General features: G+C 38.5%; 11 protein-coding genes. 4 read left to right on the top strand and 7 right to left on the bottom strand.

What is annotated here, in order from left to right:
• Nucleotides 1-26: 26 nt before the first annotated feature.
• Nucleotides 27-1,388 (top strand): IS1182 family transposase, encoded by a 1,362-nt coding sequence (locus NST12_RS01520; protein ID WP_003354354.1) that lies wholly within the window; start codon nt 27-29, stop codon nt 1,386-1,388.
• A 629-nt stretch (nt 1,389-2,017) separates the two neighbouring features.
• On the opposite strand, the gene NST12_RS01515 is transcribed toward NST12_RS01520, so the two are convergent.
• A complete protein-coding gene (locus NST12_RS01515; protein WP_003354828.1) occupies nt 2,018-3,340 on the bottom strand; it encodes a (Fe-S)-binding protein in 1,323 nt (440 codons plus the stop codon).
• The gene (glcD, locus tag NST12_RS01510; RefSeq protein ID WP_341027858.1) at nt 3,337-4,749 is read right to left on the bottom strand and encodes a glycolate oxidase subunit GlcD; all 1,413 of its coding nucleotides are present in this window, start codon (nt 4,747-4,749) and stop codon (nt 3,337-3,339) included. Before glcD ends, NST12_RS01515 begins: the two co-directional genes overlap by 4 nt.
• Before the next feature lie 139 nt (nt 4,750-4,888).
• On the opposite strand from glcD, the gene NST12_RS01505 reads away from it, so the two are divergent.
• Nucleotides 4,889-6,043 carry a CdaR family transcriptional regulator gene (locus NST12_RS01505; protein WP_048622489.1) on the top strand — a complete coding sequence of 385 codons (1,155 nt, stop codon included), beginning with the start codon at nt 4,889-4,891 and terminating at the stop codon, nt 6,041-6,043.
• Nucleotides 6,044-6,159: 116 nt separating this feature from the next.
• Here the strand turns inward: NST12_RS01505 and NST12_RS01500 are convergent, their stop codons facing one another.
• The 3 genes from NST12_RS01500 to NST12_RS01490 all read right to left on the bottom strand — a co-directional run bounded on the left by NST12_RS01500 (nt 6,160) and on the right by NST12_RS01490 (nt 8,594).
• Nucleotides 6,160-6,732: a DJ-1/PfpI family protein gene (locus tag NST12_RS01500; protein WP_048622488.1), complete on the bottom strand. Its 573-nt coding sequence runs from the start codon at nt 6,730-6,732 to the stop codon at nt 6,160-6,162.
• Between the two features lie 83 nt (nt 6,733-6,815).
• A complete protein-coding gene (locus NST12_RS01495) occupies nt 6,816-7,508 on the bottom strand; it encodes an iron-sulfur cluster assembly protein (protein WP_003354848.1) in 693 nt (230 codons plus the stop codon).
• A gap of 36 nt (nt 7,509-7,544) precedes the next feature.
• The gene (locus NST12_RS01490) at nt 7,545-8,594 is read right to left on the bottom strand and encodes an amidohydrolase family protein (RefSeq protein ID WP_341100086.1); all 1,050 of its coding nucleotides are present in this window, start codon (nt 8,592-8,594) and stop codon (nt 7,545-7,547) included.
• A gap of 504 nt (nt 8,595-9,098) precedes the next feature.
• Here NST12_RS01490 and NST12_RS01485 point away from each other — a divergent pair.
• Nucleotides 9,099-9,608, top strand: coding sequence for a CBO0543 family protein (locus NST12_RS01485; RefSeq protein WP_341100085.1), 510 nt, complete (start codon nt 9,099-9,101; stop codon nt 9,606-9,608).
• A 328-nt stretch (nt 9,609-9,936) separates the two neighbouring features.
• Here the strand turns inward: NST12_RS01485 and NST12_RS01480 are convergent, their stop codons facing one another.
• Both NST12_RS01480 and NST12_RS01475 read right to left on the bottom strand, forming a co-directional pair.
• Nucleotides 9,937-11,298, bottom strand: coding sequence for an aspartate kinase (locus tag NST12_RS01480; protein ID WP_341100083.1), 1,362 nt, complete (start codon nt 11,296-11,298; stop codon nt 9,937-9,939).
• 271 nt (nt 11,299-11,569) lie between these two features.
• Complete coding sequence (locus NST12_RS01475) at nt 11,570-12,727, bottom strand: cation:proton antiporter (RefSeq protein WP_341100082.1); 1,158 nt, start codon at nt 12,725-12,727, stop codon at nt 11,570-11,572.
• A gap of 304 nt (nt 12,728-13,031) precedes the next feature.
• On the opposite strand from NST12_RS01475, the gene NST12_RS01470 reads away from it, so the two are divergent.
• Nucleotides 13,032-13,583, top strand: a complete 552-nt coding sequence (locus tag NST12_RS01470) for a MarR family winged helix-turn-helix transcriptional regulator (protein WP_341100081.1) — start codon at nt 13,032-13,034, stop codon at nt 13,581-13,583.
• Nucleotides 13,584-13,634: the final 51 nt, after the last annotated feature.

Raw genomic sequence — 13,634 nt, 5'->3', positions numbered from 1 at the left:
TACCGTAATGAATTGAGGTGGATGAAGTGCTAACAAAAAATACACAGATGAATCGTGATCAAATAGAAATGATAGCTTTAGACCAACTTGTACCTGCAGATCATTTGGTTCGTAAAATCGACGCTGCTATTGATTTTTCATTTATCTATTCGCTTGTTCAAGACATGTATTCATCGGAAAGAGGTCGACCAAGTATTGATCCAGTTGTATTGATTAAAATGGCTTTCATCCAATATACCTTCGGTATTCGTTCCATGCGAAAAACTATAGAGGAAATCGAAACGAATCTGGCTTACCGTTGGTTTCTTGGATTTGGTTTTTATGATAAGGTACCTCACTTTTCAACGTTTGGGAAAAACTACGAGCGACGCTTTAAGGATACAGACTTATTTGAACAGATATTCTATCGCATTTTGAAAGAAGCTGCAGATAAGAAGCTGATAAGCAGTGAGCATGTCTTTATTGATTCTACTCATGTCAAAGCGAGTGCGAATAAGCATAAATTTGTGAAGAAAGTGGTTCGAAAAGAAACGAAAGCCTATCAAGCACGTCTACAAGATGAGATAAATGCTGATCGAGAAGCACATGGAAAAAAGCCATTTCCTCCAGATAAATTTGGGAAAGAAGAATATAAAGAAATAAAAGAAAGTACCACTGATCCGGAAAGTGGTTACTACGTAAAAGACGAGCGAACAAAACAGTTTGCTTACTCATTCCATGCTGCTGCGGATCGAAATGGCTTTGTTTTGGGGGCTATTGTAACGCCAGGGAATATTCATGACAGTTCCGTATTGGAGCCACTTCTTGAAAAAGTCATCGAAAAACATGGAAAACCGGTTGTAGTTGCTGCTGACGCTGGATATAAAACTCCCGCCGTTGCCCAATACATATTTGAAAATGATATGACCCCTGCTTTACCTTATACTCGCCCTCGTACAAAGGATGGTTATTTCAAAAAACATGAGTATGTTTACGATGAATACTACGATTGTTATCTTTGTCCGCAAGGACAAGTGTTAAAATATGCAACTACGACGAAGGAAGGCTATCGTCAATATTTTTCTGATCCAGTCCAGTGTAAAGATTGTCCATTCCTCTCGAAGTGCACCCAAAGTAAGGAGCATAAAAAACTGATTCAGCGACATGTATGGGAATTTTATTTAGAGGAAGCTGATCATCTTCGGCATACACAAGAGAATAAGAGCATTTATGCAAGACGGAAAGAAACCATTGAACGTGTTTTTGCTGATGCAAAGGAAAAGCATGGTATGCGTTGGACAACCTTAAGAGGTCTAAAAAAATTGTCCATGCAGGCGATGCTAACTTTTGCTGCAATGAATTTGAAAAAGATGGCTTGCTGGACATGGAAAAGTCCAGCAATAACATAAAATAGACCCCTGGAGGGGTCTATTCCAAACATTTGAAAGCATAAAAGTGACAAAAGGCATCCGAAAGCGCACATTCGGATGCCTTTTGTCTACACTCTGGAAGCATCTCTGATTTCACAGAGATGCTTCTTAAAATTAGAATATCAAACACAAAAAACATCAAAAGAAGTATATTGGGCTTATTGTGCAACATCCCGTTAATTATAAGTATTTTCCTTTAAAATAACTGGTACGCTATTCAACTAAACGACTTTTTTATTTTTTAAATGACATTTTTATAATTTAAACAACTTTTTTATTACTCAACAAATGGTCCTTTTCTTTTTCGAAGCGTTTCAGCCTAAAAAAGATTGTTTTGTCAGGAATCAACAGCAAAGATGGCTAGAAAAATATCTATTTTAAAAATCACCAGCCCTTTTCTCCGTGATTTAGAGTGGGACTGGCATTATTCATGAATCGGCTACTTATTTCATGATCATTGATCATTCAAATTTTAAGAATGGCATGAATGATTTGCAAAGAGGAATTGCTCATACCCAATCCTTTTACGATGAGAGCTTCCGACATCTCCTGATTTTTCTGTGACGGCTCCCGCTTTCTCAGGCATTCCATTTCCGCAGCTTGAAATATTAATATTTTGTCGCCTCTAATAATAAATCCACAATATGAACAGCTTTTACATCCTTTAACTTCTCTCTTTCTATTCCCAGCATCATTTGCATCAAACATCCTGGATTCGCTGTAACGATCGTTGTTGCTTTTGTTTTCTTGATTTTTACCATTTTTTGATCCAAAATTTCCATGGATGTCTTCGGTTCTACGATGTTGTAGATACCGGCAGATCCGCAGCAACTATCTGCGTTTTCCATTTCTTTGAACGTAATTCCTTTAATAGAACGAAGCAATTCTCTGGGAGCCTTGGAAGTTTTCATGACGTTTCTTAAGTGACAAGAATCTTGATAGGTTACTATTTGTTCCGGAAGAGAGAGGCTGTATTTCTTGTGAAAATCCAGTTCATATAAAATTTCCGTAATATCTTTTATCTTAGCCACGAATGCTTTGGCCCGCTCTGACCATTCCGGTTCATCTTTCAACAAATGGTCGTATTCAATCAAGAAAGCTCCGCACCCGCCTGCGTTTGTAATAATGTAATCGACGTCGTGTTTTTCAAATGCCTCAATATTTTGCTTCGCCAGTTCTTTTGCGATTTCTTTCTCTCCGCCATGACCGTGCAGAGCACCACAACATGATTGCGTTTTAGGAATCACAATTTCACATCCGGCTTTTTGCAATAATTGAATCGTCGCATGATTGGTTTCCATAAACATCGTATCCATTAAACATCCAGAAAAAAAAGCTACAGTCGCCTTTTTCGAACCTGCGGGCGCAAAATGTTCATCCCTATCGATCATTTCTTTTTTCTTAGGAATATCCGGCAGAATTTTTTCCATCTCTCTCAGGTTATCAGGAAATAATTTCATAAATCCTATTTTACGCGCCACTTTTTGAAGACCTGATCTTTGGTAATATCCAACCAAGCTAGTGACATTTATTAGATTACTTTTTTTGGGAAATAATTTTTCAAAGACTACTTTACGAACCGTTCGAACGGGTAAAGAATGTTTTTTATTTTGGTTTATGATGTCTCTGGCTTCTTCCAATAAATGGCCGTAATGAACATCTGACGGACAGACCGGCTCACACGCACGGCAGCCTAAACATAAGTTCAATGAGTTCACAAACTCATCATCCGGTTGTATCACTCCGTCATAAACTGCCTTCATTAAAGCGATTCTTCCGCGTGGTGATTGGCTTTCTTTGTAACCAGATACCAAGTATGTCGGACATGAAGGCAAGCAAAAACCGCATCTCATACAGTTTAATAACTCATCTTCATTCATACGTTCCTTGAAGGCTATTTGAATACTTTTCTTTTCGGATTCCGACATCATTTTGATATCACCACCCGTTTTCGTGTATCTTTTGCGAATAGTTTCCCTGGATTCATAATATTATGGGGATCTAATGCTTCTTTGATCGATTTCATCACTTGGATGCCTGATACTCCCAGTTTCCATTCTAAATAAGGCGCTTTCATAGCTCCCACTCCATGTTCCCCCGTAACGGTTCCGCCCAATTCAATCGCTTTTTCAAAGATTTCAGCAAAAGCTTTTTCCACTCTCTCCATCTCTTCTTTATTACGAATATCGGTTGTGCATGTAGGATGAAGATTCCCGTCTCCGGCATGGCCAAATGTACATATATTGACGTTATATTTATGCGCTATGTCATTGATGGCTTTCACCATTTTGGCTATTTCTGATCTGGGAACGGTGGCATCTTCTAAAATAGTTGTCGGCTGCAGTCGAGCTAAAGCTGACAAAGCCGTACGTCTGGCCGCACGCAGCGCCTCCGCTTCTTCTTCAGACTGTGCGATCTGTACAGAGACAGCATTTTCGCTTCTGCATATTTCTTCCATTATCTTCATATCTTTGTTTACATTTTCAGCGGTTCCATCTTGTTCGATTAGCAACACTGCTTGAACATCCGTCGGCAAACCGATTTGTGCATAGTCTTCCACCGCTTGTAATGTAGGTTGATCTAAAAACTCCAAAGTCGCTGGAATAACTTTATTCGCAATAATTTTGGAAACGGAACGAGCTGCAGCCTCTAAATCTTGATATAAAGCAAGCATTGTCTTTTTTGTTTCAGGAAGCGGAATCAATTTTAACGTCGCCTCTGTAATCACACCCAGTGTGCCTTCTGAACCTACCAATAATCGAGTTAAATCATACCCCGCTACATCTTTTGCTAATTTTCCTCCTGTCCGGATGATATCTCCGTTAGGAAGAACTGCCTCCAATCCCAATACATAATCACGGGTTACTCCATATTTCAGTCCTCTTAATCCCCCGGAGTTTTCGTTTAAATTCCCACCGATCGTCGATATTTTTATAGAACTTGGATCAGGAGGATAAAATAAACCTTTTTGTTCAACCGCATTGATTAAATCAAGTGTTATAACTCCCGGTTGACAAGTCACGGTTAAATTTTCTTCATCGATTTCTAAAATTTTGTTCATATGTTTAAACAGAAGAACAACTCCTCCTTCAACAGGACAAGTGCCGGCACACAAGTTCGTTCCCGATCCTCTCGGAACAATCGGTATTTCCCATTCATTGCACAGTTTTAATATTTCGGATACTTCCTCCGTATTTCTGGGTGAAACCACCGCGTCAGGAATAGATTGAAAATTAGGGGTGGCATCGTATGAATAAACTAACCGCTCTACTTCTGAATCTTCGAAATTTTCCCTTCCTACGATATCCACAAAACGCTTCTTCACATGAGAAGGAATCATATTGAAAACCCTCGCTTTTCTAATTTTTGTTTTATTATAAAGAAAGTTGGGTATTTAATCTATGTATGATCATATGATTAAAATGTGAAATATACCGTTTTTATTGTTTTTTAATCCAAAAGAAGGCGGTCGATGCCCCATGCATTTATCAACCAATTTAGCTTCTAAAATTATTTCAGAAGTTCAGCAAGTAATGAAAGAAGATATTATATTAGTGGATACAAAAGGAATCATCATTTCTTCCACTGAAAAAAGCAGAATTGGCACCTTTCATGAAGGAGCGACCATTGTCATTAAAACAAAAAAAGTACTTTATATTGATCAGGACAAAGCAAAAATTCTAAAAGGAGTAAAAGCAGGCATCAACATGCCCATTATGTTTAATAAGCAAGTAATCGGCGTCATCGGAATAACAGGAGACCCTAAAAAAGTGGAACCGTTTGCGGAATTAATTAGAAGAATGACAGAACTCATTATACAAGAAGCTTATTATACCGAGAGAAACGAATGGGAAATACGCGGTATAGAATCTTATTTGTATGAATGGATCAACTCTACATCGGTTGATAAAGAATTTTTAGAGCGAGGTGTCATGCTGGGAATCCCCGTTTACGACACGCATATTTGCGCCCTCATACAATCCGAAATACAAACACTCGATCACTATGACATTCCCAGAATTCAAAAAGAAATCATGGAATTGTTCTATTCTGTATTCGGGAAAGAAAATCATTTCCTCATTCGCTGGGGGCAAGAACGTTTCTTGCTGTTAAAAAAGATTGGCTCTACTTTTAACAAGAATCATTTCCATAGCCAATTAAAAAACTTTAAAGAAAGATTCGAAAGGAAATATCACCACCATTTAGCAATTGGTGTAGGAAAGACAATGTGCAGACAGATTATCCATAGATCATTTAAAGAGGCAATGAAAGCATTAAAAGTGGCTCAAAAACATCTTGGGATTGTATTTTATGAAGATCTCATATTAGAAATTATCTTAGAAGACATTCCCATCGAAATACAAAAGGATTTTCAAAGAAGAACGATTGACGTTTTGAAAGAAGATCCAATACTCATCGATACTTTGCAGCACTATTTGCATAATAATCAATCGATCAAAAAAACTTCAGAAGAAATGAATATACATATTAATACTCTGCATTATCGTTTAAATAAAATCGAAGAGCTAACCGGAATCAATCCGAAAACCACGGAAGGAATTGTCATATTTTATATATCACTCATGTTATTGAATTCTCATTCCCATCATGAGATGGATAAAAGAAAACTGTAGCCAAACAAAGAATCTCTCTTAATGCATTAAACGATCGATTCTTTGATTGTTTTTACAAATAAAAAGAGAAAAAGGCTGAATCAAACGTTTTTGATTCAGCCCTTTTTAGCTATTCTTTAAACAGAAGCTTCTTTTTTTACATTTAATAATGCAAAGAATTCTTTCATAAATCCCGGCAAATCCGGCCAAGCATGCCCAGACACCAAATTTCCGTCCACATGAAGCAATTTTTCCACGTAAATAGCTCCTGCCGCTTCCACTTCCGGCCGACAAGCGGAGAATGCCGTCATTTCCCTGCCATTGATATATTCTCTTACAGTCGTTAAAACTTGTTGTCCATGGCAGATGGCTCCAAGCGGTTTATTTTCTTTTAAAAAGTGAGCGACGATTTCTTGAACTTTTTTATTTAGACGTATATATTCAGGCGCGCGTCCTCCGGGAATAATCAGCCCATCAAAGTCAGCAGGATCAATTTCGTCTACGGATGCGTGAGATTCGATTTTATACCCCCACTTTTCTGTAACGGTCTCCATTTCAGGGAGGAAATCATGGACAACCGTTTGAAGCTTTTTCTTCACAGGAGACGCAATCGTGCATTGAATATTTTCTTCGATACAACGATAATACGGATAAAATACTTCTAAAGCTTCCACCGCATCACCCGTTACAATAAGAACTTTTTTACTCATTTTTTCATCACCGTTCCTTCTTTAAAAAATATTTTCGTTTTGGACACACTTCTTAACATCTCTTTTCATTACGTCATGCTCATCTAATCGTTAGAGGGCAAATGGTATCGTGTTTCTAACAAACCTCGACAATAATGGGCATTAAATTCCATGCTCATCCGCGTACGCTTGGCGCCTTGCAAGTAAAACGAAAATTCTTCTTCAGACAGCTGTTTATCTTCCGGAGTTGTGAAGGCCAATGTATTGGAGTGATTCAAGGCCCTTTTTTTCTCCAAATATTTGTCTCTCAGCAGATGACCTTCTTCCGATAAAGGCAATTCATTCAATTGTTGCAGAGACAAACCTATCATCTCTTTCTTTGTCATCCCATTTTTTAAGAGATATTTCATCAGTTTTTCTTGCCTTGCATAGTAAGCTTTTATCTCAAACGTTTTGCGCAATTCGTCAAGGTCTCCATCCGATAAGTCACGAAAGACTTCGTTAAACGACTTGCCTTTCGTTGCTCCGTGATTGATTTCATCGGAAGCACAATGATCCAATAAATGGACTTTCACTGAATGCACCCATTCCAGTTCAGATACATATTTCCGTATATCTTCGGCCATGATATAGGCAAAGTTCGGCGAGCACCAATAAGTCGGTAAACGAAAAACAACTTCTACATGATGGTCTTGAATGGCGATGTGATCAATAAACCCTAGCTCTGTTAAAGGTTGATCCAGTTCAGGATCATAAACTTTTTCAAGCATTCTATATACTTGATCTTCTTTTTCCATAATCTTTGATCCACTTCCTTTGTTCGTGAAGATCCTTTAGAAATTAGCTTTGATTTCATTAAGTTTCGCCTTTCGTTCATTTAATTCGCAATTTTTCAACTTTTCTTTTTGCGCTTCGATATCTATGTTGTATAATCTCGCTACATTCTCACCTAAAATTTTCTTCTTCACATTCAAATCCAACGTCACACCTGTTTCTTCTTGGATATCTTCCGGAAGTTCAAATTCAAGGAACTTTTCGATAATCCACTTTGGCTCCCAAATAGCATAATCGCTTCCAAAAATGATACGGTCTTCATCCAGCCAGTACAACAATTCACTTATGATTTCAGCAAAATAACGAGGACGAGTATGGATTAAAGAAATAGCTACCGCCAATCCTCCATACACATTTTTTTCCTGTGTCGCAATCCAGCAAAAATCTTCTAATCTCGGCAGTCCTACATGTTCTACGATAAAGTTTAATTCCGGAAAACAGCTTGCTGCATCATCCACATCTGCTACGTCAAATGCATCCCGATTCAAAGGAGTGACCGTGGGTCCTTCATGAATGTGAATATTTTTAATCCCTAATTCTTGGCACTTTTCAAGATATCTTTTGGACCAGTCGTCTGAAAGTTTATATCCCTTTGAATTTCCATACCAATCCGCTGTATACAACTTAATCCCTTGCCAGTTGTACTTTTCTTTCATTTTTTCCAAATTTTCCAATCCTCGTTCGCCATGCCGCGGGTCCATTGTCCCGTTGCAAATAAAACGATTAGGGTACCGTTTGGAAAGGGCGTCATTTGCGTCAAAATCACCAAAACCATTTTTATAAAACTCTTTTAAATAGACAGGTTGAAAAATGGCCATATCTGCATATCCTTTAACCAATACGTCGTTAACCAGCGTTTCCGGATCATACTTCACAAACTTATCCCAGGGCCAATAATATTCTTTAGGGCTCAGATTTTTGTGATAATCATAAAAACAGCTGATAAATTGCTCTCCATGAATATTCAGTTGATTCTCCTTACTGCCATCCCACAAGGCTATATGAGCATCAATAACAAAAATCTCTTCTCCGTTAGCTGTCTGAATCATTTCCATCCCCCCTTAATTTGTTCATTTTCAGCGCCAAATAATGAAAGCGGTAACATTTTGATTCGAGTGATTATTTTTAGAAAATTCTGATTAAATTATACTGAGAGGCTCCATGAATGAAAATATACACTTAAACAAAAAAGAACGGATTCCGTTCTTGATTTTTTGGATGATATAACAAAACCTTAATTTCAACTATTCTCCAAAAAAGAAAGACAGTCCGTTCTGATTCGCGTGTTTTCTCATTTAAATTGATGATTCCACAAAATTCTTGAATGAAATATTTTATTGCAACATTCATTTATTTTCCGTTCTATATCGTATCTTAGGTTATAGAGTGAAAGTCCCTGTTCAACTAGAATAGAAACTTTATTCATTTGGTGAATGAATGGCACCAGAATATCGATCTTTGTTCACTAGAAATATTTGTTCTGCTTTCCCATGAATGCTCTATCCATACAAATGGAATAATATATATTACCACTATCAAAAGAGGTATTCTTTATGTATTTGCTGCTTTTTACCGTAATTTATCTACTTATTGCCATCCCGATGACGGAATGGACAAAATGGAAAAAATATTATACAACGATCCAGTATTATGTGATTTGCGATTTGCTTTATAATTTTCTTTTTTACGACCATACGTTATGGGAATACCGTTCTGTAGAAACAGAATGGTTAAACCACACAATCATTGATCTAATCTTTACATTTTTGATCATACCGGTTGCCATTTATTTTTATTTATCTTTGCCTGAAGGGAAAAAAATGTTTGTGTACATTACGGGATGGGTTATACTGTTTGAAATAATCGAATTCTTTTTCCACCAAAAAGGGCTGTTTTTATATCATAACGGATGGAATGCCATGTGGTCTTTTATTTTCAATATTATCTTATTTACCATGCTTCGCCTTCACCATCGAAGTAATGTCAAAGCTATCATACTAACGGTCCCCGTTATCGCCTTGTTGTTGTGGTTTTTCCACCCGAGCTTTGCGGATCTTAAATAATGAAAAGCGAGTTGATTTGATAGCGATTTCATACAAAACGAAAAAGAAAGATTTTATAATTGCATAAAGGGTTACACGCATTCTGATCAATGATATGACCAAGTGTGCTTTTCGGGGCTTTGATCAGATCTCATGTTCGTTCTCCTACGGAAAAACGAAGCGGCGCTTAAAAATTCCCAAGCAATCTCAAAAGTTGTTTTCCTCAAATGTGCCATCATTGTTTTCCGTCGGAAGAGAGACTCGTCCGCCTCACGGGTTTCAACAACGAGAAGGCGAACGATTGCAGCTTAGAATAGTAAGGGCTTTTCGTTGCTATTGCTCTTATGATTCAAACCGGGACGCTGACAAAAAATTCTTCATATAAAGCTTGGACCGCCCGTCTTTCCACTTCTTCCTTTACAGCAAACATCATACTGACTTCGGAAGATCCCTGGTTCACCATTTCAATATTCACTCCCGCTTTTGCTAACGCGCTCGCGGCTCGGGCCGTTGTTCCAATATTACGGCGCATTCCCTCGCCCACTAACATAATCAAAGCAAGACGATGTTGAATTTTCACTTCGTCAGCATCTAGTTTCTCTTTTATTTGGTGCAATATCGCTTGTTCTAGCTCCTGATTGAGTTGATTTTCCCGTAAAATAACCGTCACATCGTCAATACCGGAAGGAATATGTTCATAGGAAAGGCCGAAATCTTCTAAAATTTGCAGCAGTTTCCGACCGAATCCGATTTCCTTATTCATTAAATATTTTTGAATATAAATACTGCAAAATCCTTCGTCGCTCGCAATGCCCACGACCGGTCCGTTTTTCGTTTCCCGTTCATTGACAATTTTGGTCCCCGGCGCAGAAGGATTGTTCGTATTTTTGATGTTGACCGGTATTCCGGCGCGGAAAGCCGGAATCAAGGCTTCATCATGAAAAACAGAAAATCCGGCGTAGGACAACTCCCTCATTTCCCGATAAGTCAGTTCTTGAATTTCCGTCGGGTGAGAAACAAAATTCGGATTCACGGCATACACAGCATCGACATCCGTAAAATTTTCATAAAGCTCCGCCTTCACCCCATTGGCTAAAATAGAGCCTGTAATATCCGAACCGCCGCGGGAGAATGTCACCACATCCCCGTTTTTACTGAAGCCGAAAAATCCGGGAAAAATAATGATTCCGCTTTGCTCCCGCAACGAATACAATCGCTTGTAGGATTCCGGCAATACCCGTGCATTCCCCGGTTCGTCAGTGACAATTAATCCCGCTTCTTTCGGACTAACATATCTAGCCTCTACTCCTCTCTCTTGAAAATAAGCGGCAATCAGCTTCGCATTATTATCCTCCCCTGCCGCTTTCATATGATCTAAAAAGCGCTTCGGATCCCCTTTGTATCCTCGTAGCCGCTCCTCTAAATCAGCACGGATTTCCTTTACGATATCGTTTGACATCTCCAAATCCATTGCAATGCTTGCGAATCTTTCCACTACCGCTTCCAGCCAATCTGTCGCATCCTCGCCGCGTAATTTCTTGCGGGCGCACGCAATCAGCAAATCGGTTACTTTCGTGTCATCCGCAAACCGTTTTCCCGGTGCTGAAACCACCACAATCTTTCTTTTCGGATCAGAAATGACAATGTTCAGTACTTTTTGAATTTGTTTTCCTGATGCAAGCGATGTTCCGCCAAATTTGACCACTTTCATAAAGACAACCCCTGCTCATTTTAGAATTTTCAGTTAAATGATTAATTTCCATTATGGACTCTTTCCATATAGGAATCAAGGATTTTCTACAATATAAAGACAAATGTTTTTTCAGAAAAGACAAATCCTACATACAACTTGACAGGGCGAATGGAAAATTTCGGTTGCTTAATCCGTTTTATTTCCCATTCGCCCAATAATCATAGTATTCTTACAAAAAGAACTGTGACCAAAATCCTAAAAACTTCAACACTCCTGTATTCCATCGATCTCATCCTGTATTTTTTAAAGTCTTTCCTTTCGATCCGACTGTGAAAAACCATTTCATCATCGGCGGCGTTGCAATCGTGGTGATCAGAACCACAACAACCAAAACGGTAAACAACTCCTGACTGACCAATTGATGTTCCAAACCAATATTGGCTAAAATTAAAGCCACTTCTCCGCGAGACACCATGGCGGCGCCAATTCCCAATGAACTACCCCAAGAAAATCCGGCCGCTTTTGCTCCCCATGATGCGCCGATTAATTTGGTGAAAACCGCTAAAATGCTCAAAATGACCAATAGCCAGAAACTTTCACCAATACCATGAAAATAAGCTGCCACTCCGACCGAAGTGAAAAATACAGGAACAAATAAGGAATAGCTAATGGTTTCTGTCTTTTCAAATATTTCATGTTTAAATTCTGTTACACTTATCGCGACTCCGGCCATGTATGCGCCGATAATAGCGGATACTCCCGACAAATCGGCTAAATAAGCATATAGAAAACAAATGATGAGAGCTGCAGAAAGGACAGATTGATCCACCTTTAAGAGCGCCAGTTTTTCTAAAATCCACGGAACAACTTTCCATGCAGCGAATATCGCTCCCGCAAAAAACAATCCCTTTGTTAAAAGCATGGTTCCAAAATGAACTTCTCCTCCTATCATACTCATAAAAAAGGCTAAAGCGATCATCACTAAAATGTCATCGAGCACTGCCGCCCCTAAAATTGCAGTACCTTCGGGTGATTTTAATCGGTCCATTTCTTTTAACGCTTGAACTGAAATGCTGACGCTGGTTGCTGAAAGCAATAATCCCATAAACCATGATTGTTCGGATGAAAAGCCCAATGCTTCTCCGAGAAAATATCCTCCTACAAGCGGAACCAAGATGCCGCCGACAGCCACCAACGTGGAAGATTTTCCGGAGCGCAGAAACTCTTTTAGATCAGTTTCCAACCCGGCTATAAACATGAGCAAAATAACACCGATCTCGCTCATCTCCTTTAAAATGTCCGTATCATGAATCACCCCCAGTACCGAAGGCCCAAGAATGATTCCAACCAACAATTCACCTAAAACAGATGGCTGACCGAGCCTAACACTTATATTTCCTGCCAATTTGGAAGCTGCCAAAATCATCGCTAATTGCAAAACAAGCATCTCCTTACCACCTTTCCTTCTTTGTTTTTTCCCAAAAATGAAAAAATAAAAAAGAGCCTGTTACCAAAAGACACAATGATCCCTTGGTGACAGACTCCTCCTCGTCAAATATTATTCTGTTTTATAATACATTATAACATATTTTCCTTTACTTGAAAGGACTCTCTTTCGATCCAAACGATCAGATGCAACCATTTTTATTATACATCTCTCATTCAAAAAAGGAAAAACCCAGTGAAAAATGAATTCATATATGTTTTCTGACTCCGTAAAATAGTTCGTTTTTATTTACTTTTTATGTATAATGTTATTAAAAAAACTATATTTGTTTTATTTAAAAATAAATTTTTATTTACTAAAAGACAGCATACTATTAATATCAAGAAAGGGATGCATGGGATTGACTTCGAAAACAGACAAAATCGCGGAGAGCTTCATCCGACTTCTTCCGCTGATTTACAACAAGATGAACAAACCCGTCGCAAATCAAAAGGCCGCACCCAAAACGTCTGATTTGACCCATTTGCAATTTCATATACTGGAGGAATTGTTTCATACTAAGGAGGGTATCTCCATGACCCAACTAGCGCAAAACATCAACATTTCAAAGCAGCAGTTGACCCCTCTGATCGCTAAGTTGGCGGAAAACAACTATGTGGAAAAAGCGAAGAACGATCGCGATCGGCGATTTGTCAAACTGATGTTAACCGAAAAAGGAAAAGAAACAGTAAAAAAGCGCTGGGAAGACTTCTATTATCTATTCTGCGAGAAAATAGGTCAACTTGACGAAGAGGATTTGATTGATTTTGACTATGCGATCCATAAAATCATTCGAATCCTAGAAAAGCTCGATTGAATGAGCTGAAGTAAAATAAATGCCATTTTTCATCCTTCCCTTTTGGGGATG

It is taken from the genome of Bacillus sp. FSL W8-1127 (assembly GCF_038006725.1).
Lineage (GTDB): Bacteria > Bacillota > Bacilli > Bacillales > DSM-4216 > Bacillus_O > Bacillus_O smithii.
Note: the sequence above shows the minus strand (reverse complement) of the source record. Positions and strands in the feature narration are given on the sequence as shown.